Origin of the sequence: Paenibacillus sp. IHB B 3415 (genome assembly GCF_000802655.2) — a bacterium.
In the GTDB taxonomy this organism is placed as follows: domain Bacteria; phylum Bacillota; class Bacilli; order Paenibacillales; family Paenibacillaceae; genus Paenibacillus_AQ; species Paenibacillus_AQ phytohabitans.
Map to the genome: position 1 here is coordinate 62443 of NZ_JUEI01000018.1, position 21381 is coordinate 83823.

The 21381-nt window shown below is 50.5% G+C and carries 15 protein-coding genes; 9 read left to right on the top strand and 6 right to left on the bottom strand.

All coding sequences use genetic code 11. The features are described from left to right. Position 1 precedes the first annotated feature (1 nt). Complete coding sequence (locus tag QW71_RS09880) at positions 2-2599, top strand: metallophosphoesterase (protein ID WP_039296881.1); 2598 nt, start codon at positions 2-4, stop codon at positions 2597-2599. A gap of 125 nt (positions 2600-2724) precedes the next feature. Here the strand turns inward: QW71_RS09880 and QW71_RS09885 are convergent, their stop codons facing one another. Continuing rightward, a complete protein-coding gene (locus QW71_RS09885; RefSeq protein ID WP_039296883.1) occupies positions 2725-5106 on the bottom strand; it encodes a GH36-type glycosyl hydrolase domain-containing protein in 2382 nt (793 codons plus the stop codon). A gap of 280 nt (positions 5107-5386) precedes the next feature. Beyond that, entirely contained in the window at positions 5387-6352 is a 966-nt protein-coding gene (locus tag QW71_RS37875; RefSeq protein WP_052769956.1) for a hypothetical protein, read from the bottom strand. 153 nt (positions 6353-6505) lie between these two features. On the opposite strand from QW71_RS37875, the gene QW71_RS09895 reads away from it, so the two are divergent. Next, complete coding sequence (locus QW71_RS09895; RefSeq protein ID WP_039296885.1) at positions 6506-7228, top strand: GntR family transcriptional regulator; 723 nt, start codon at positions 6506-6508, stop codon at positions 7226-7228. On the opposite strand, the gene QW71_RS09900 is transcribed toward QW71_RS09895, so the two are convergent. Continuing rightward, a complete protein-coding gene (locus QW71_RS09900; RefSeq protein ID WP_039296887.1) occupies positions 7225-8277 on the bottom strand; it encodes a hypothetical protein in 1053 nt (350 codons plus the stop codon). The two genes, QW71_RS09895 and QW71_RS09900, sit on opposite strands and share 4 nt — an antisense overlap. Before the next feature lie 344 nt (positions 8278-8621). Between QW71_RS09900 and QW71_RS09905 the strand changes: the two genes are divergently transcribed. After that, positions 8622-11006, top strand: a complete 2385-nt coding sequence (locus QW71_RS09905) for a phosphoketolase (RefSeq protein WP_039296889.1) — start codon at positions 8622-8624, stop codon at positions 11004-11006. Between the two features lie 269 nt (positions 11007-11275). Continuing rightward, positions 11276-11695: a hypothetical protein gene (locus tag QW71_RS37880; protein WP_052769957.1), complete on the top strand. Its 420-nt coding sequence runs from the start codon at positions 11276-11278 to the stop codon at positions 11693-11695. 35 nt (positions 11696-11730) lie between these two features. Here QW71_RS37880 and QW71_RS09915 read toward each other — a convergent pair whose 3' ends face one another. Both QW71_RS09915 and QW71_RS09920 read right to left on the bottom strand, forming a co-directional pair. After that, a complete protein-coding gene (locus tag QW71_RS09915) occupies positions 11731-12594 on the bottom strand; it encodes a TIGR03915 family putative DNA repair protein (protein WP_083442488.1) in 864 nt (287 codons plus the stop codon). Continuing rightward, positions 12594-13907: a putative DNA modification/repair radical SAM protein gene (locus tag QW71_RS09920; RefSeq protein WP_235441437.1), complete on the bottom strand. Its 1314-nt coding sequence runs from the start codon at positions 13905-13907 to the stop codon at positions 12594-12596. The genes QW71_RS09915 and QW71_RS09920 overlap by 1 nt, the downstream gene beginning before the upstream one ends. Before the next feature lie 193 nt (positions 13908-14100). Between QW71_RS09920 and QW71_RS09925 the strand changes: the two genes are divergently transcribed. The 3 genes from QW71_RS09925 (at position 14101) to QW71_RS09935 (ending at position 18770) form a co-directional block, all read left to right on the top strand. Further along, complete coding sequence (locus QW71_RS09925; RefSeq protein WP_039296893.1) at positions 14101-14292, top strand: hypothetical protein; 192 nt, start codon at positions 14101-14103, stop codon at positions 14290-14292. A gap of 290 nt (positions 14293-14582) precedes the next feature. Continuing rightward, positions 14583-17369 (top strand): glycoside hydrolase family 3 C-terminal domain-containing protein, encoded by a 2787-nt coding sequence (locus QW71_RS09930; RefSeq protein WP_039296895.1) that lies wholly within the window; start codon positions 14583-14585, stop codon positions 17367-17369. 114 nt (positions 17370-17483) lie between these two features. Further along, the gene (locus tag QW71_RS09935) at positions 17484-18770 is read left to right on the top strand and encodes a glycoside hydrolase family 18 protein (protein ID WP_039296897.1); all 1287 of its coding nucleotides are present in this window, start codon (positions 17484-17486) and stop codon (positions 18768-18770) included. A 109-nt stretch (positions 18771-18879) separates the two neighbouring features. On the opposite strand, the gene QW71_RS09940 is transcribed toward QW71_RS09935, so the two are convergent. Continuing rightward, a complete protein-coding gene (locus QW71_RS09940; protein WP_039296898.1) occupies positions 18880-19263 on the bottom strand; it encodes a hypothetical protein in 384 nt (127 codons plus the stop codon). 189 nt (positions 19264-19452) lie between these two features. Here QW71_RS09940 and QW71_RS37885 point away from each other — a divergent pair, with 189 nt between their 5' ends. Both QW71_RS37885 and QW71_RS09950 read left to right on the top strand, forming a co-directional pair. Continuing rightward, positions 19453-20349, top strand: coding sequence for an N-acetyltransferase (locus QW71_RS37885; RefSeq protein ID WP_039296900.1), 897 nt, complete (start codon positions 19453-19455; stop codon positions 20347-20349). 73 nt (positions 20350-20422) lie between these two features. Beyond that, positions 20423-21328: an AraC family transcriptional regulator gene (locus QW71_RS09950; protein ID WP_039296903.1), complete on the top strand. Its 906-nt coding sequence runs from the start codon at positions 20423-20425 to the stop codon at positions 21326-21328. The last annotated feature ends 53 nt before the right edge of the window (positions 21329-21381 follow it).

Sequence of the window (21381 nt, forward strand, 5' to 3'; positions counted from 1 at the left end):
AGTGGACATTCAAACCAGGGTACACACGATATTCATGCTGGTGGGGGCAACGGAATGCGGAAAAACGACATTTGCCAAGGAAATCCTGATCCCGCAGCTGAAGCTTGCGGATAACTCCAAAGGGCTGCGCACGAATGTGCAGTACCTGTCCTCGGATAGCATCCGGCAGGACATCTTAGGCTACGACTACGACAAATATGATCAGGTGATGCTGGAGGCGAGCTCGCATACGTTTCAATTGCTGTTTGAGCGGCTGAAGCTGGTGACCTCCTGGCCGATTAATGCGGAGTTTGTGATTATGGATACGATAGGACTGGCTGAAGATTACCGCAGTAAAGTCCGCGCTATTGCCCAGGAGAACAATTACAATCTCGAGGTTATTCTGTTCGATTACCGTAAGCGGGAGGATTATTATGCCTCGGAGCGGTCGAAGAAATTGATCTCCAACCATCTGAACCGGCTGAGAAAAGAAGTGCTGCCCGTATTGTCCCGCGAAGGCTACAACAAGATCCATAAGGTGCGCGCCAAAGATTTCCTCCTGGAGGGGGAGGCTGAAGGTCAAGGGCTGCCAAACCCGGATTACCGGGTGAATATTGAGGATTGGGAGACTTACGCAGCCTCGGTACTTCCGCAGGATCAAGAGTATATTGTGGTCGGCGATGTCCATGAGTGTGTTCAAGAGCTTCAGGGGCTACTGCGCAGCTATGGATATAAGCTAGAAGAAGGTAAGTTAAGCGCTACAGATAAGCTGAGTAACACAAAGGTCATTCTTGCAGGTGACTGGATAGATAAAGGCAAGCAGACCCGGGAGACGATAGAATTCCTGTATGAGAACCATGGACATTTCCTGCTGGTGACGGGCAATCACGAGAACTTTGTCTATAAATACCTGCGGGGTGAGATTCAAGGGACCGATCCGGAGCTGCTAAGAACGTATTTCGATTCGACCCAGGTTTTAAAAGAGGACACTGAGCTCTTCAGTAAATTCTCGGTACTGGTGGAGGATTCCAAGCCCTTTTACCGCTATATCGGCATGCAGGGTCCTTCCTTCTATGTTACGCACGCGCCTTGCCGCAATAAGTACATCGGGAAGCTGGATACGAATTCGCTGCGCCATCAGCGTAACTTCCGGCTGGACCGTGAGGCTGCGTATGAGCAGCAGCTTGAATTCCTGAAGCAGGAGGCGGTGAGTAATCACCCGTTCCATCTCTTTGGTCACATTGCCGCCAAGCAGACGTTCCGGATCAAGAACAAGCTTCACCTCGACACAGGAGCCGTACAGGGGAACGGGCTGACGTCAGTCCGCATGTCGTTCAAGCCTTTCTACAAAAGCCATAAATCCCATCAGATTGTGCTGCAGGAAGAGCTACCAACGTTGTTCCATGAAGAGCAGCCCGTATCGCTGCAGGAGCTGGATTACGAAGCTGTGCGCAGACTGCAATATTCCTCGCGGAACCGGGTGAACTTTATCTCCGGGACGATGTCACCTGCGGACAAGGATGTGGCTACCGGTGAGCTGGAGTCGCTGCGCAAGGGTCTGAATTATTTCGCCGACCGGCGCGCTTCTGAAGTTGTCCTGCAGCCCAAGTACATGGGATCACGCTGTAGTGTGTACCTCTACCGGGATATAGAGCAGTGTTATGCGGTCAGCCGTAACGGCTATAAGGTCAAGGCGGTCGATTTGACTCCGGTTTACGAAGGTCTGCTGCAGAAATTCGGACCGTATATGGCTGAGCAAGGCATTCGTGTACTTCTGCTGGACGGGGAGCTGCTACCGTGGAAGGCGCTTGGCGACGGGTTGATTGAACGCCAGTTCAAGCCGATCGGGAAGGCGCTGGAGACAGAGCTGGAATTCTTAAGACAACACGGGTTCGAAGAGTCGCTGGGTAAGCTGATTCAGGATTATGAGGCGAGCGGATTTGAGCCGGATCAGCATCATCTGACCAAAGAGGCGCTTAATAGCAGCTATGGAGCTCATGTGTACCAGACGTATAAGCATGTCCGTGACATAAGGGATTCCTACGTGGACCTGGACCAGCGGGACGAAGCTTACCGGGTATATCAGCAGCAGTTGGAGCTGTATGCGGGTGACGCGGAGCTGGAGTATAAACCGTTTGCCATCCTGAAGGAAGTACTAGAAAGTGGAGATGAACGGATACCTGACGGCCTGATTTCAGAACAATACCGTTTCCTAAATGACGACGAAATTCTGGTGCTCGACTTGAATGAGCCCGATGCCTACATTAAGGCCGAGGCGTATTTTGCAAAAGTAACGGTGGAAAAGGGTATGGAGGGTATTGTGATTAAACCTGAGCAGGAGCAGCAAGGGGTAGTCCCTTACCTGAAGGTCCGTAATCCCGGCTACCTGTCGATCATCTACGGGTATGACTACAAGTTCCCGCATAAATATGCCAAGCTGATGAAGCAGAAGAATATCGCTCCCAAGCTGCGCACGTCCTTAGCCGAGCACCGTCTGGGCAGACAACTGCTGGAAGTGAAGCTGGATGAAATTTCGGCTGAGAACGAGGTCTACAAGCAGATTGCGGCCAACCTCTTGTTTGAGGTAACGAAGGAGAAGGAGATGGACCCGCGGTTGTAGCGGGAGGTTAGACAGACTGCCGGGAAGATCCCGGCGGAATGCAATATTGAAGTACACTATGCAGAAAAGAGAGGAGGGCAGACCATAACGGTCCGCCCTCTTCTCTTTTCCTTATAATTACCTTCTTACCCCATAACAACCAGCACATCGTTCTCTGCCGCCAATTGGGTAACCGGAATCAAGTCGCCCTGAATTTGTTCGCCGTTAATGACGATATGCGATACCCCTTTTTGCACGCCGTTCTTGTTCTCAACCTGGATGTTCAGCTTCTTGCCGCGGAATTCCCGTATCATAGAGAATTCTGTCCAGTCGGAAGGGACGCACGGATTCAGGCGGAGGCCATCCTTCTGCGGCTGAACCCCCATAATGCCCTCTACCAGAGAGACCATAACGGTCGAGGCGGTGCCGGTGAGCCAGTGGACATGTGCCCGGCCTTGGTACGGGCTGTCCTTGGATTCAACAAACTGGCCATGTACGTATGGCTCCAGCTTGCGGACTTCGGCTTGATCGTTCATGCTGGCCGGACTGCAGTTCAGGAAATACTCGAACGCGCGGTCGCCGTTGCCGATCATCGTCTCGGCCAGAATGAGCCAACCCTGCGGCTGGCTGAAGATCCCGCCGTTCTCCTTGGTGGAGGCGTTGAAGAGGGCCATTAGCGCTACAGGCAGACCGTATTTACGGAACGGCGGATAGAAAATCATAGAGCCGTAATCGGTCCGCAGATTTTCGTACACTTTATCCATAGAGAGCTTGGCCTGTTCCGGACGGGCAGCGCCGCTGAGTACCGCCCAGCTTTGCGGATTTAGCCAGATTTTGCCCTCATCGTTCTCCCAGGAGCCGATGGTATAGTTGTCTTCGGTGAACCCGCGGACGAACTGGTCATTCTCCCAGGCATGCTTTTGGATATTACCGTCCAGCTCTTCGAGCAGCGCCTGTGCCCACTCTACATCTTCCGGCTTGTTTTTATTCTGGGCAATTTCCATGAATACTTTGAAGCCCATGTACAGCTGGAAGGCAACGAACAGAGACTCCCCTTTAGCTCCAAGCCGCAGACAGTCGTTCCAGTCGGCATGCAGCCCAACCGGCATCCCGTGTGCACCCATGCGGTCCAGGCTGAACTGCAGGGCCTGGCGCAGATGTCCATATACGGTATCCTCGCCTTTATCCGAATAAGGAACTACTTCATCCGTAAAGCCCCAGTTACCGCTTTCATTTAAGTATTTGATAACCGTCGGGAACAGCCACAGGGCATCATCCGCACGATAATGGGGATGTCCGGTTTCCCGCACGTATTCCGGGTCGTCCGGTGTGCCTTCATGGCCTGGATTATGATCAAATTTGACGAGTGGCAGTCCGCCGCCATTGGAGACCTGGGCTGAAATCATCAGTCTCAGACGCTCAAGGGCCATCTCATGATCCAGATGGATAATGCCTTGAATATCCTGTACCGTATCCCGGTAGCCGAGCCCGTTACGCAGACCGGAGTACTGGAAGGAAGCAGCACGCGACCAGATGAAGGTAATGAAGCACTGGTAAGCATTCCAGGTGTTGATCATATTGTTCAGATTGTCGCTCGGGGTCTGAACCTGGAAGCGGTTAAGCTTGCTGTGCCAGAACGCCTTCAGTTCTTCGAGCTCCTTCTCTACAACAGACAAATCCTTGTAGTGGCTGAGAATCTCAGACGCACCCTGCTCATCATACTGTCCCAGCAGGAAGGCGACTTCTTTCTCTTCTCCCGGCTGCAGCTCAACATTGATCTGCAGGGCGCCGCAGGCATTGGTATTGTAGTTGAGTGAATTGGAACATTCGCCGTTCGCAACGGAAGCCGGGTTCCCGTAGCTGCGGTAATCGCCCAGGAAGGTATCACGGTCGCCGTCGTAACCGGTAACTTCCGCGCCGGCTGCGCCGAAGAATCTCCAGCTCTGCTCTTCGGGGATATTTTCGTTGATGACCTGAAGGATCATATTATTCTTATAGTAGGTGCGTGAGATAAACAGGGTGTACTGCAGGTTGACGGTATCCTGCTCGTAGTTGTTATTGTTGGTCAATTCGGCAAACCCGAAGAGAGCCAGCTTCCGGGGTTTGGTGCCGTCATTACGCACCTTCATCCGCCATACCTCATAGGTTTTGTTCAGCGGCACATAGTATAACGATTCCGTATGGATGTTATCGTAATCCGAGACGATGTTCGTGTATCCGGTTCCATGATGGCATACCGATTGGTATTGTTCCAGATCTTTACCCACTGGCTGCCAGGAGCCGGACCAATAATCCCCGTTCTCCAGGTCTCTTACATAAATGTAGCGTCCCGGCTCGTCCTTAGAGTTGAAGTGGTAGCGGAGATGCCGTCCGTTGGCCCCGGACTTCACGAAGCTGTAGCCTCCGGCATTTCCTGAGATAATCGCGCCGTATTCCGGCGAGCCAAGATAGTTGGCCCAAGGGGCAGGTGTATTCGGCTTCGTGATGAGATATTCTTTGTTCTTTTCGTCAAAATGACCGTATTGCATAACCATTCCTCCTACAAAGTGGATGACAGGCAGAATTATGAACGCGCGTTCATGAACGGCTGAAGGTTTCCGTCCAATCCCATTATAAGACAGTTCCGGCCCACCTAGAAACCCTAATTTTTAGTGTAAAAAGCAAACAATATAATATTTTTATAGCTGTTTGTTATATTGGAACCGGGTAATCTCCTGGATATGATTTATGGGGAATCATTGATAAATAAGCATATATAGATAAATGCAGTCCACCCCTAAGGAGATGGACTGCATTTTTTATTCGCGATTATTTTATTGCGGCGTCTACTTCCTTCTCAAAGGCCTCCAAATACTGATTGAAGATTCCGGTATCAAAATTCGCGGTGGTATCGTTGGCTTTGGGCGGATTCTGTTGAACCAGGCTGTATAGACGATCAGTCTCGGAGGAAAGCTTCGTCCAGACCTGTTTTAGAGAATCATACTTGGAATCAAGACCGGCGATATAGCTGTCGTATTCCTTTTTCTTATCCATGGTCTTGGCCAGCTGCTCAACGGTGAAATTGATATCCAGACTTTGTCCTGTACTGCCGGTCCCGCTATTGATATACGAATGGATGTCAACAAATCCCTCGTTCCACACGTCGGAGATTACGAAATTCCGGATATCTCTTAACATTTCACTAGGAGCAGGTACGGTTGATAACGAAGCTTCCGGGAGGGGCTCTTTGAAGACCTTTCTTGCTTCGCCGAATGTTTCCTGGTCTGATGAATCTGTTGCCCATATGATTTTTTGGTCACTGATAAGAACGATTAATTCGCTTTTGGAATTTGAGGCTTTTTGGCCTTGGATTAACACGGCCTCAACTTTCATACCGCCTTCATCAGAATAATGCGTGGACTCGAGAACCTGGGGGCTCTTGAGTTTCTGGTCATCAGGTGTTTCTACGGATTGAATCATTTGAAACAGCGGCTGAGCATCCGGATAGACGTTCTCAGTGATAAAGACCTTTTTCGCTTCGCCATCTGACCCGTTTAAGAAGACGTTGACGTATTCAAGCGCAACAGCTTCTGTATCAGACAATTTTTTAGGTGCGGGTGTTGGTGCGATAGTGGGCTCAGGCGTGGTTGTCTCTGAAGGACTCACTGAAGAAGCCTCTGTTTCTGCCGAAGTAGCAGTTGTAGACGCCGGAGACTCTTCCTTGTTCTTATCCGAGCTGCAGCCCGATAGCACCATAAAAGCAATGATCAAACCGATAACAAATTTTCTCTCCATTTTGTATTTCCCCCTGGTAATATATTTATTTCCAGTTCTATGTACGCGGTTTGACAGGCGGGGTTTCAGGTTTGAAATTTGAACGCTATCATTCATCCTAATATGATATATTTAATATTGAAGTTTAGGCTCGACCCGACGAAGGAGTACTACATGACACAATTTGTCTATAAGCAAATTATTGATGACCTCAAAATGAAGATTTTTGCGGAACGGTTTGCTGATATGAGATTGCCGGATGAGCGTAGTCTCAGTGAAACGTATCAGGTTAGCCGCAGTACCATTAAGCGTGCGCTGACCAAGATGGAGAGTTACGGCATTATTTTCAAGAAACGCGGATCGGGAACCTTTATTAACCCGCTGTACATAAAAAACGATTCGATTTTTAATTACGAGGGCTCTAATCTGGGGGTCTCCGACAACTTTCAAATGCATGGCAAGAAGCCCGAGATCAAAGTACTGAACTTCGAGGTTATTCGGCCCACGGAAGAGCTTCAGCGTGATTTGTTCTTGCAGCCTCATGATTTCGTATATAAGATTGTCCGCCTGCGCCTGTTTGATGAGGAGCCCTTTATGATTGAGACCGGATATATTCCGATTAAAATCGTACAGGATCTCGATATGGCGATTATCGAAGGATCGATCTTTCATTATCTGGAGGAGTCACGCAATCTGGCGGTTACCAAATCCTTTTTATCTATTTTTGCCGAGCCTTCCCTGCAAAGTGATCAGGAATTGCTCCACTTGAAGGAGAATGAGCCTGTTGGAATCATGGAAGGGATCTTCTTCCTGGATAACGGGACGCCGTTTGAATTCTCGCATATGCGCTTCCATTACCAGTATCTGAAATTCAACACGTTCGTGTCTGTTCATTAACGAAAAAGGCCGGGGAATTTCCCGGTCTTTTTGCTTATCTCTTCTTTCTTGAGGGGTACTGACTCTGTCTCCGTGTTGGTTTCGTACTTCAGGTGAAAAGCGGTCATGTTAAGAGGCAGCTTAGGGATAAACATAATCACCCTGGTGTAGGCCTCATAAATTTCAGCAAGAGCATCTTCCCTTTTCTCTACTGTTATTGTGTGGGCGGACACATAGGCTTCAAAGCTGTTCAGATCATTCCCTGTAAACTTTATTGCGAAATTTCCGCTGAAGTCCGGATATTCTGTATCAAAAGTATAGGCCACCCGATCGGCAATCCCCCGTCCAGCCTGACTTACGATTTTCTGTTTAAGCTCCTCTTCACTCAAAAGCCGGAATCCTTTTTTCCAGTGCTCTCCTACTTTAAAATCAAAGCCCGGCAATTCAAGCCGCTGAGTAGCTATGCCTGCATCTTCGGAGGAAACGCCCAAGTCATCTTCAAAGCGGAGAAAAAGTTGTTTTAGACGATGGCTTTCTGCTTCACTGAAGAATGCTTTGGCTTTGGAAGCGATCTCGTCCAGATTCGCCCGGTTCACCGCTACGTAATTTTCATCAGATATCTCCCGGGACGAACGGGTTCCCCGATAAACAGACATAGGAATATCCTGCAGCTCAATGCCAAAATATTTCTTAACCAGAAGAGGATAATACTTTTTTTGAGCGGTTTCCTCATAATTGTTGCTGAGCTGTCTCCTAAGTGGAAGACCGCCATCCACATGGCCGTTGGTGCGGCTTACCGTAAATACCAAGCTGCGGTCATTCGCCGGCGATGCCTTAAACACCTGATACCCGTCCTCATTTAATCCTTCTTTAGACACGATAACAAATTCAGATTGATAGGTTGAATTTAAGGCCCGGAGGATTCCTTTTTGATAAAGGTATCCGCTTTTGGCAAATAATAAACCGAACCCTGTCCAAAGGCACAGACCGATTACGGCAAGAAGGATAAGTCCTGTAAGGGTCACTTTTACCGTAATACGGGATCGGGAGGGGGTGGATGAAGTTCTCACGAATATTCTGTTCTCCTTCCTGATAGCAGCTGGCTGATATGCTTATAATTTAAATTTGTAAGTAATTCCCACCAAATGATACCGTATTTGGAATGGCGATGTCCAGAAGGGAGAAGCTTTAGCAGTTTTTTCATTGAAAATTTAATTAGAATTTATTTACATAAATCATAAAATGAAGGTTATATATAAATTTATTGCTCCCGATTTCATACTATGTTCAAAATTTCACAATATTGGACCGTATCAATTGCTAAAAAGATTGAATTTATTAAATGCAGGAGTATGATGTAACTGTAGAAGTGATACATTCAAAATACAAAGATAAAAATTAGGGAGTGGAAGAAATGGGATTATCAATCGCACAGGTGGATTATTCTTCTAAAACTTATTTGGCAAAGCTTGACGCCTACTGGCGCGCAACTAACTACATCTCCGTGGGTCAGCTCTATTTGAAGGATAACCCGTTGTTAAGAGAACCTTTGAAGGACGCAGACGTAAAAGTGAAGCCGATCGGACACTGGGGCACAATCCCTGGGCAGAACTTTATCTATGCGCATCTGAACCGCGTAATTACTAAATATGATTTGGATATGTTCTATATTGAAGGTCCGGGCCACGGCGGTCAGGTTATGGTATCGAACTCCTATCTGGATGGAAGCTACACTGAGATCTACCCGCAGATCACTCAAGATATCCCTGGACTGAAGAAATTGTTCAAACAGTTCTCATTCCCGGGCGGAGTGGCTTCCCATGCTGCTCCAGAAACACCAGGATCGATTCATGAGGGCGGCGAGCTGGGTTACTCCTTGTCTCACAGTGTGGGCGCAGTTCTGGATAATCCGAACCTGATCTCGGCAGTTGTTGTAGGTGACGGCGAAGCAGAAACCGGTCCTCTGGCGGCTTCCTGGTTCTCCAACCGGTTCATTAACCCGATTACAGATGGTGCGGTGCTGCCGATTCTGCATTTGAACGGCTTCAAGATCAGCAACCCGACCATTCTGTCCCGGATGTCCAGAGAAGAGTTAACCGCTTATTTTGCAGGAAGCGGCTGGGAGCCGTTCTTCGTGGAAGGCGAGAACCCTGATCTGATGCACCCGGAAATGGCTAAGGTTCTGGACACCATCATTGAGAAGATCGCAGCGATTCAGAAGAATGCTCGTGAAAATAACGACACCACACGCCCTGCTTGGCCGATGCTGGTCTTCCGTACGCCTAAAGGCTGGACCGGTCCGAAAGCGTGGGACGGCGTGCCGAATGAAGGCTCCTTCCGTGCCCATCAGGTGCCGATTCCGGTAGATCAGAAGAACATGAAGCATGCGCCTGCATTGCTCGAATGGCTGAACAGCTACAGACCTGAAGAATTATTTGATGAGAATGGCCGTTTGAACGCGGATCTGGCTGAGATTCTGCCTGTAGGCAACAGACGTATGGGGATGAACCCTGTAACTAATGCCGGTAACCTGATCAAAGATCTGCACAAGCCGAATTTCCGCAACTATGCACTGGATAATTCCGTTCCGGGTCAAGTAATTGCGCAAGATATGGCTGTTCTGGGCAAATACCTGAAAGAGGTTGTAACGCTCAATGAAGAGAACCGCAACTTCAGAATTTTCGGACCGGATGAAACGATGTCGAACCGTCTGGGACCTGTGTTTGAGGTAACGAAACGCCAGTGGATGGATTCCATCCAGGAACCGCAGGATGAATTCCTGGCTCCTTACGGCCGTGTTATTGATTCCCAATTATCCGAGCATCAGGCGGAAGGCTTCCTGGAAGGTTATGTATTGACCGGACGCCACGGCTTCTTTGCCAGCTATGAAGCGTTCCTGCGCGTGGTTGATTCGATGATTACCCAGCACTTCAAGTGGCTGCGCAAGGCTACGGATCAAACTTGGCGCGCAGATATCCCATCCTTGAACGTTATTGCAACATCAACTGTATTCCAGCAGGATCATAACGGTTATACTCACCAAGATCCGGGACTGCTGGGTCACCTGGCTGATAAGAAGCCGGAATTTATCCGTGAGTATCTGCCGGCGGATGCCAATTCCCTGCTGGCCGTCTTCGACACCATTCTGAATGACCGTCAGAAGATCAACCTGATTGTATCGTCCAAGCACCCGCGTCCGCAGTGGTTCTCGGCAGATGAAGCTCAGGAACTGGTGGACAAAGGCCTCAAAATCATTGACTGGGCAAGCACCGACAAGGGCGGAGAGCCGGATGTGGTTATTGCTTCGTCGGGTACAGAACCAACCATGGAAAGCCTGGCCGCAATTTCGATTCTGCATGAGAAGCTGCCTGAGCTGAAAATCCGCTATATCAACGTGGTAGATCTGCTGAAGCTGAGAAGCCAAAAGCTCGATCCGCGTGGCTTATCTGACGAGGAGTTTGATCAATTTTTCACAAAGGATAAACCGGTCATCTTCGCATTCCACGGCTATGAAGGCCTGATCAAAGACCTGTTCTTCGACCGCCACAACCATAACCTGCACGTACATGGATACCGCGAGAATGGCGACATCACTACACCGTTCGATATGCGTGTACTCAACCAGATGGACCGCTTCGACCTCACGAAGGAAGCTGTGCTGAGCTTGCCGGAGGCCGGCAAATATCAGGCGATTGCTGATGAAATGGATGCCATGGTGAAGAAACATAACCAGTACATCCGTGAAGAAGGCATCGATCTTCCAGAGGTTGAGAACTGGGTATGGAAGGCTTTGAACTAATTAATATTCAGACGTGTAATGTGAATTAATTATAGTAAGCTCTCAAGAAGGGAGTGCTCCGGGTGGTCATGATAATGACTGCGGGGCACTCCCTTTGTGCTGGGTAATATGAAGCTGCCGAGTATGCTTGTTAGTGTGCGCTTTGTCAAAAAAGATCCTGGGTTCTCGAACGATCGGAACCTTTGACGAATGAAGGATTTACCGCGGTTTTTAGTCTATACTAGTGTAAAGTTAGACTACTAATATTTTGGATAATCAGGAGGCTGCAGATGAAGAAAATGAATAGGTTCATAGCTCCTCCTCTTCAGTTTGAGGTGTTAGAGCATGACCGGGTAATTGCCAAAGTGAAACTGGATTATTTGAATCAGACCGTTGATGTCTGGCAGGATGATAAGGTAGAACCTGTTTTCTTACCTTTTCCGGGTAAATCAAAGGTTCATGTGGGCGATGTGCTCGACTATTTCGAATCCCGCTGTGTACCACGTACCCGGCATCACATCGATAAAATACTGCAATCCTTGGGGCTGCAAGAATATGTTCCTACCGATATTGTGAAAAAGACGCATGGCGTTCTGTATGATGATTATGTATGGATTAGATTCTCCGGTGAGGAGCTGAAATGTGCGGATGTCCATCCCCGTTATGCAAGTGAACAAGGAGTTCCGGCAAACCTTTATCAGCAGCAGTAAAGGCGATCAAATGAAATGGAAAATGGAATTACCCTTTAAGTATGAGTATTTGTTTGTCTGAGTGAAGCCGGGAGCGGGTCGATTGTCTTCGGCGGCTCCGGCTGTAACGCCTTCTTCCGCTGCGCAGCAGCGAGTGCAGGGACGCCATTGCTGCCGTTCATCTCAACCATATGCTTCCAGTACCGCTTGGGCATCAGCGAGGATCGCAGGCGGTCGTTGCGTCGTTCTTTAATCCCGATCGCATGATAGAAGCCTGTCCATAAGCGGCGATAGGCTTCTTCTGCTTCATCCGGCTCTGGTGCAAGCCATCCGCTTAGCGGTATGATAGCCTCCCGTCCGGGTTCGTGAATCAGCGCCGCCTCGTGGGTCTGATCGTAGATCATGAAGCTCTCATTCTGAAACCGGTCGCAGAAATGCTCCTGAATCACAGGAAGGATGTATCCCTGCGGCTCAATGACAGCAGCCATGACCGGACCGTATACGGAGAAGCGGACAAATCCCAGATACAGATGACCTTCCCGCCGAAGCTGCTGAACGGCCTTCATTAGGGCATTGACCGTGTCATCGGCAAGCATGTTCATTACCTTGCGGCCATGCTTGAAGCCGAGATACAGGAAGTTCAGCAGCAGCATTTCCTTCTCCGGCGTACATGACCAGAACCCCAGACGGACCAGTTCCTCGGCTTCAGGGCTGATCCGGAGCGGGATAGACTTCAGTACTCTCTCCGCTTTGGCATGGTCGGTTTCGATCCACTTCGATTCCAGCAGCAGGCCCTGCTCCTGACCTTCTGAATGCACAGCAAGCGGAATCTCCTTCCAGGTATAGCTCTCAAATACACAGCACAGCAGGCCCTCGAAGCTGCCATCATAGGTATAAGCCAGAGCGGACGGCTTGAACATCAGGCTTCCGCTCCTTTCTTGAACCCGGCCCATCCTTCTGCTGCCGGCAAGGCAGCCAGGTTATGGTCCTCGAACAGCGTCATCTGCTCGTATTGCGGGGGCTGGAAAGGGGCCAGCTGTTGGCCGGACATCAGTGAACGAAGCAGGGTATGTTCACTGACTTTCAGCCCTTCCAGCGGTTTGCCCTTGCAGGTGATGAAGAATTGGGCACGCTTGAGCACGACACCCAGTTTCTTGAGTGCCTGGAAATCCAGTGTTCCTGCCCGTCTTGCCTTGACTATCCGCTGTGCGCTCCTTACGCCGATACCGGGTACACGCAGCAGCATTTCATACGGTGCGCGGTTGATCTCAACCGGGAACTGCTCCCGGTGGTTAACGGCCCAGCTGCATTTCGGATCAAGCAGCGGATTGAAGTTGGGTACTGCTTCATCCAATAATTCGCTTGCCTGAAAGCCGTAGAAGCGCAGCAGCCAATCAGCCTGATAGAGCCGGTGCTCCCGCAGCAGCGGCGGTTTGGTGTCCAAAGAGGGCAGCAGCGAATCCTCGATCACCGGGGTATAGGCAGAGAAAAACACGCGCTTCAATGCGTACTTCCGGTACAAGCCCTCCGTTAGATTCAGAATTTGGTAATCCGTATCGGGCGAGGCGCCCACAATCATCTGCGTGCTCTGGCCGGCGGGAGCGAAGCGTGGAGCGTGATTGTATTTAACAATATCGGAGCTGTTCTCCGTAATCCGGTCTTTGATCAGCGCCATCGGCTTCAGGATGGAAATCTTGCTCTTATCAGGAGCGAGTATCCCGAGACTCTCCTGCGAGGGCAGCTCGATATTGACGCTCATACGGTCAGCGAGCAGTCCGAGTCTGGACAGCAGGGCGTCGTCAGCTCCGGGAATCGCTTTTACATGAATATAGCCGTTGAAATGATACACATTCTGCAGCAGCTCCAGTGCCGCTATCAGCTGCTCGGTTGTATAATCCGGATTGCGCATAATCCCTGAGCTGAGGAATAGTCCTTCTATGTAGTTGCGGCGGTAGAATTGCATGGTAAGGTCCGCGATCTCTTCGGGTGTAAAAGCCGCCCGGCGGACGGGATTAGATTTGCGGTTAATGCAATATGCACAATCATATACACAGGCATTGGTCATAAGCACCTTCAGCAGCGAAATGCAGCGTCCGTCCGCCGCGAAGCTGTGGCAGATGCCCATTGCAGCGGTACTGCCCAAACTTCCGGCCTGGCCTTTACGGTCTGAACCGCTTGAAGTGCAGGCTACATCATATTTGGCTGAAGCGGTTAGAATCTCAAGTTTCTCCATAACATCCACGATCACAACCCCCCTCATAGAGGAAGTATATACCGAACGTATGTTCTTGTCAAAGGGCTTCACTAAGTGCCGGTTACCGTGCAGAATGTATGCGCATTCCTTATTATGCTATAATAGTTTTTAATGGTTCATAGCATTTAGAACTATACTGTTTCTGAAAATTGGGTTAGGAGTGTTGCTGGGAATGAGAGGATACAACATTTGGCGGCCAATCATGCTGATTGCGGTTGCGTTGCTTACGAGAACCTTGGTTTCAAGTATTTGTCTTATGTTTGGGATGTCGCAGGAATCGGCAAGCAGCGTTGCCATGCTTGGTATGGTTGTTGCCGCTCTTGTAATGTATAACCGTATGATGAAGAGCCGCCGCCGCAAATAAATAGAAGGTCCGTAAATTCCCCGGGTGAAACGAATCATATGCGAGAACATTTGAAGACACCCGCACAGGTGTCTTTTTTATTTAAGAGGGGTTCCGGGCGAAGGGAATGCGGCTGCCCGGTTTTGCTTTTTAAGCTGCAGAGCTTGTATATTAGGGCTGTAGCTTTTATTCTTAGAAGGATATGCTATATAGATGACAACAAAGGTTCAAGATAACGGGAATCCCGTAAGGGAGGGCGCTATCTATAGAATCAATACACGTTGGGAAACGAACAAACAGGAGGAAACCAATTGAGTACACAGAATATCGGAGTGCCGTTAGAGGGTTTTGCAGAATTTAGCCGGGTAGTGGCCGCAGAGGGCACGGTGTTGCTTAAGAATGAGGGGCAGGTGCTTCCGCTTGGAAACGGCGAGAGCGTTGCCATTTTTGGCAGAATACAAGTGAATTACTACCGCAGCGGTACAGGATCAGGCGGAAGTGTTCATGTTGCATATACGACTAACCTGCTCGACGGTCTGCGCAGCAAGAAGAACATTAGCGTCAATGAAGATCTGGCAGCAGTGTATGAGGAATGGATCGGACTTAACCCGTTTGACGACGGCGGAAAAGTATGGGCGGCTGAGCCGTGGAACCAGAAGGAAATGCCGCTTACGGATGAGCTGGTGAAGAAAGCAAGAAGCCAGTCGGGCAAGGCCGTTGTGGTGATTGGACGTACCGCCGGTGAGGATCAGGACAATGCCGATGCACCGGGAAGCTACCGGTTGACGGAAGATGAGAAGGCTATGCTTACGCAGGTTACGGCTCATTTTGAACAGACTGTTGTTGTGCTTAATGTCTCCAATATTATGGATATGAGCTGGGTTAACGATGCCGGATATGTACATCCTATCTCTGCTGTGATCTATTCCTGGCATGGCGGTATGGAAGGCGGCAATGCGATTGCTGATGTACTGGCCGGAGAGGTGACGCCAAGCGGCAAGCTGACGGATACGATCGCGTATTCCATTGAGGATTACCCGTCCACAAGCAACTACGGCAATGAGTTCAAGAACTTGTATGAGGAAGATATCTATGTAGGATACCGTTATTTCGAGACCTTCTGTCCGGATATGGTTCAGTATGAATTCGGCTATGGCATATCCTACACCACCTTTGAGCTTGCGCCGGAGGAAGCGAAGCTGGTGGACCAGGCGGGTGAACCACAGATCCAGATCGGTGTAACTGTAACCAATACAGGAGATACCTACTCCGGTAAAGAAGTGGTGCAGGTGTATTATGAAGCGCCGCAGGGACAGCTTGGCAAACCGGCCAAAGCGCTGGCGGCATTCGCTAAAACCAAGCTGCTTGAGCCTGGAGAGTCCCAGCAGCTTACGGTAAGCTTCCCGCTCCATTCTCTGGCTTCGTATGATGACGCCGGAGTGACAGGGCATCCTTCCGCTTATGTACTGGAAGCTGGAACCTACCGCTTCTACGTGGGAACCAGTGTTAAAGCTGTAGCAGAAGTTAGCGTAGATGGACAAGCAGGTTATGTTCAAGGCGAGCTTAAGGTTGTAGAGCAGCTGCAAGAGGCGATGGCACCGACTGAGAGCTTCAAGAGAATGAAACCGGGGGTCCGGAAGGAAGACGGTTCTTATGAACTGATCTCTGCTGAGGTGCCGGTACGCAAGGTAGATATGGCAGCGCGGATTGAAAGCAATCTTCCGGAGACGCTGGTACAGACCGGCAATCAGGGCCATACGTTGAGAGATGTCCATGAAGGTAAAGTCAGCATGAATACGTTCATTGCCCAGCTCAGCGACCAGGATCTGGCGGCCATTGTCAGAGGCGAAGGAATGAGCAGTCCGCTGGTTACGCCGGGTACGGCTTCGGCTTTCGGCGGAGTCAGCGACAGCCTGTTCAGTTACGGCATTCCGGTTGCGGCTACTGCAGACGGCCCATCCGGTATCCGGATGGACAGCGGACAGAAGGCGACCCAGGTGTCGATTGGAACCCTGCTTGCCGCTACCTGGAACGCAGAGCTGGTTGAAGAGCTGTATGTTATGGAAGGCCAGGAATTGTTACGCAACCAGGTGGATGCTTTGCTGGGACCGGGTCTTAATATCCGCCGCAGTCCGCTGAACGGGCGTAACTTCGAATATTTCTCTGAAGACCCGCTGATCTCCGGGATCTTCGCTGCTGCGTGCACACGCGGTATTATGAAGGGCGGCTCCAATGCCACGCTGAAGCATTTCGCCTGCAACAACCAGGAGAAGCACCGCAGCAAGGTCGACGCTGTCGTGTCCGAACGCGCGCTGCGCGAGATTTACCTGAAGGGCTTCGAAATCGCTGTGAAGCAGGGCGGTGCGAATTCAATCATGACCTCCTATAATCCGGTTAACGGTCACTGGGCGGCTTCCAACTATGATCTGAATACCACGCTGCTTCGCGGTGAATGGGGCTTCCGGGGAATTGTAATGACCGACTGGTGGGCAATCATGAATGATGTCGTGAATGGAGGCACTGCGGACCGCAAGAACACGAACTGGATGGTCCGGGCACAGAACGATCTGTACATGGTAGTATCCAATTATGGTGCGGAAGTCAACGCCTATGATGACAATACGCTCGAATCATTGGATAATGGTACGCTTACCCGTGGCGAGCTTCAGCGCTCGGCCATCAACATTTGCGAATTCATCATGCAGGCACCGGTCTTCTCCAGAAAGCATGAGATTGTAGAAGCTGTCGAGACCTTTAAGGCAGACTCTTCCCTGGTGGTTGAGCAGGTTCAGGTGTTGAGCCAGAACGCACAGGTTGCACCTAGTGTGTCTGGACCAACCTATATCCAGGCGGATGAAGCTGGTGAGTACCGGATCTTCGTCAGCATCATGTCCCCGGAACCCGAGCTTGCCCAAAGTGCCTGCAACGTGACCCTGAACGGACAGCCAGTGACCACCATTCAGACGAACGGGACAGAAGGCAAATGGATCAGACAGAAGCTGGTCAAGATCGGACTTGAAGCCGGTCTGTATGAAATGAAGCTGGACTTCGTCAAACCCGGCCTAGAAATTGAGTGGATTGAATTCAAACAGGTGTAACAGCTTTTAATTTCAGGACACCCTCCGGGGTGTCCTTTTTGCGTCCGCATACCTGTAGCACTCCCGAATAAAATAGGGGTATAACTGCTACTATGAAGGGGTGAGCATGGAAGGATGCAAATACATGTGGTGCAGCCGGGACAGACGCTGTATGGGATCGCTGATGCTTATGGCGTGAACATGGATACGATAACTGAGGCGAATCAGTTGTCTGCGCCAGGGAGGCTGGTCATTGGACAAACGCTGGTGATTCCGGTCGTAGGCCAGTATTATTGGGTTCAGCAGGGGGATAGCTTCTATAGTATCGCGAAGAGGTTCGGCCTGAAGGCCAGTGAGCTGGCGGAAGTGAACGGGCTGACGCTGAACCAGCCGCTGCAGACCGGGTTCCGCCTGTACATACCTCCTGTGCCAAGGCGGCAGGCAGAAGTGAATGCCTATATTGAGCCGAGGGGGGAAGCGGTCTCCCAGGCGCTGCAGAATGCTGCCGCAGAAGCTGCCCCTGAGCTTACGTATCTGGCTCCGTTTAGTTTCCGGATTAAGCTGGACGGCTCGCTGCAGGCGCCGCCGCTAGATAATCTGGCTTCAATCGCGGCGCAGAACCGGGTCACGCTGATGCTGGTCGTCACGAATCTGGAGGATGCTCAGTTCAGCTCGGAGCTGGGCCGGATTATACTGAATGATGTAGCGGTGCAGGACCGGCTGCTGGAGAACATTGTGACAGAGGCGAAGCGGCTGAATTTCAGAGATATCCACTTTGACCTGGAATTCCTCCGGCCGGAGGACCGCGAAGCGTATAATGCCTTTTTGCGCAAGGCAGTGGACATCATTCACAAGGAGGGTTTCCTGCTGTCTACCGCACTTGCACCCAAAACCAGTGCCTCCCAAACCGGGGCCTGGTATACGGCGCATGACTATAAAGTGCATGGCCAGGTTGCTGATTTTGTCATTATTATGACCTACGAATGGGGATACAGCGGAGGCCCGCCGATGGCCGTTTCGCCTATAGGACCGGTGCGTCAGGTGCTGACGTATGCGGCCAGTGAAATTCCCCCCGGCAAAATTATGATGGGCCAGAATCTGTACGGCTACGATTGGACTTTGCCTTATGTGGCTGGCGGAGAGTATGCCAAAGCACTTAGCCCGCAGGCGGCAATTGATCTGGCGAGGAACAGGAATGCCGCCATTCAGTACGACTATAAAGCCCAGGCTCCGCATTTCGATTACACCGATGACGCAGGCCGGCAGCATAAGGTATGGTTCGAAGATGCCCGCTCGATTCAGGCCAAGTTCGATTTGATCAAGGAGCTGGATCTCCGGGGCATCAGCTATTGGAAGCTGGGGCTGCCTTTTCCGCAGAATTGGCTGTTAATAGAAGATAACTTCAATGTGATCAAAAAATAAACCGGCAACGTCCCCCTGTTTTTTGGCAGAAAAGCTGCTGCAAAAAACGGCTGTGCGCCCCCAAAAGGACCGCACAGCCGTTGCCGTTTCTGCTTACACCGTTACAGCGTTAGCCCATTAAGCCCTTGAGACCGCCCAGGAAGGGCCGGATCGACTTAATCATATTGTAGCCCATCTTCATGACAGGCATCGCCTTCTGCACCATTCCGAACATCCCCATGAATTTCCCCAGACCTCCGATACCTGCAGCTCCGCCTGCCCCGCCCATGAACGATCCGAGTAAAGGCATGAAGCCGGAGACATCTGCTTTCCGGGCACCTGAAGACGATTTCCGTTTAGGTTTATGATGCGTGCTTGTTCTGGAGAGGATCACTGCTTCTTTATTAAGGTCTGTTATCCAACCTACATATGAACGTCCATCGTGTAAAGTAATGCAGACCGGCCGGCCTTTCAACTGCTGTGCCCGCTTGCGGATTTTTGTTGAATTTGCCATTCGTCACTCACCTCATTGTTCTATTTACTATATTTTACTCAGAACCCGGGAGGCGGCTTGTGCGGGTATGGAGTTTCCCGGAAATAAATTGAACAACCACGTGCTGTATTTTCCATAAAAATATCGTAATATCAATATAGAGTGGTATAATCTGCCATTTCTATAACCTAATCCAAGGGGGAGAGCCATTTGACCGACATCCGGAGTCTGGCGGCATTTATCTGTGCCCGTAATACTGAAAGACAGCAATGCGGGTACGTGGGCAGCACACTTGATGATATTATTCATGACCTGAGTGACGGTATGGCAGAAGCAAGCTTCGTGTTGTATGAGGGAGAGGAGATCACGGGTGCAATTATATTGGACACCTATGACGTAGGCGGTGGACAAGAGGATATAGAAGTGTGGGGACCCTATTATTCCGCCCGCCCTGAGGATGAACTCCAGCTGTTATTCAGGTATCTCAGCGAAGCCGCCGACTCAGCGGCGATCCGGTATATCCACTTGTTCACCCGTGCGGATAATGTTCCGCTGATTGAATATGCCGCCCGCTATCGTACCGAGAAGGTTAGAACCCACTATCATTATTCGATTGATACTGCATCACCGCCTGGTAACAGCAGTTATGCGGACCTGTCCATTGTGCCCGTCACAGAGCCTGAGTCAGAGTGGCTGGATCAGATTATTGAACTGCATAATCAAGGCTTCCAGGGAGCTACTTTGACACAAGAGGATATCACAGCGGAAATAGAGGATAGCGGCAACAGTGATTATGATATCTCCGCCGTCCTTGACGAGGGTTCTTTCATAGGATACATAATTGTTAGAAGAAACGTCCTGACCGGCATCCTCCATCTGGAGTACATCTGTATCCGCCCTGATGAGAGAAGCAGGGGAACGGGCAGAAAGTTGATTGCCTATCTGGCGGAGACCTATAGAGGTCTGAGTTATACGCGCATCGGGCTGGATGTCAGCGAGGAGAATGAAGCAGCGATCCGCTTCTATGATAAGAACGGGTTCAGCAGAGATAGTGTAATGAGGCATATCATTATCGGCGGGAAGATGGAGCCGGCGGTGCTGGCGTAAGGGCAGTGCAATTCAGATCAAATACGGAGAAATGCTCTTTGTTATGATTCTTGATGAAAGGAGGAGAACCTCATTGTACGAATGGAACGAGATGGTTCAGCTCATGATTGACTGGATCGAAGAAGACCTTGCGGCTTCACCCACGCTGCCGAAGATGTCTGAACAGCTGGGATATTCGCCGTATTATTGCACCAAGCAGTTTCATGCTTTGACCGGGATGACGCTGCGGGATTACATCTGGCAGCGCAGAATCGGCCGGGCGGCCCTGGAGCTGAGGGATACGGATACGCGGATTCTTGATATTGCCGTGAAGTTCGGCTTTTCTTCACAGGAGGCATTCTCACGGGCGTTTCTAAGAGCCTTCAAGGTCACTCCCCATGCCTACCGCAAAGCCCCGCGGCCGATTCCGCTCGCCATTCGGGCCGAGGTGTTCTCCCCTTATCAATATCTGATCAGGGAGCGGGATAAGATGAGACAAGTGCATTTGCAGGAAGCACAGATCAAGCTTGAGTTCATACCGGCGCATAAATTCATCGGCATCCGCGATATCGGCTCGAACAATTACGGCGGGTTCTGGGAGAACGGGCATGACTGCGATGAGGTCTCCGGAACGCTGGAGAGCATGTCGCATCATACACTTCCAGGGCAGCTGGGCCAGACGGCAGGCTGGTTCTATCAGGATGGGCGCAAGGGTTACCTGTACGGCATTCCTGTTGCAGCAGACTATGATGGTGAAATACCGGAGGGTATGGAGTGCCGTGATGTGCCGGAATCGGAGTATCTGGTCTTTTTTCACCCGCCGTTTGATTATTTGCAGGACAATGGGCAGGTGATGCGTATCGTAGAGGAAGTGGCTTGGAATTATGATCCTGCGGCCATGGGCTATGCGTGGGATGAAGAGGTCAAGCAGGACTATCAGCGCCATTTCCCCGAAGGGTACGGGTATGCGGTGCTGCGGCCGATCCGTAAATTGGGTTAATTCGCGGGCTGCCGCCCAAACAAGGAGAAGCGCCCAGCGCTTCTCCTTGAGCC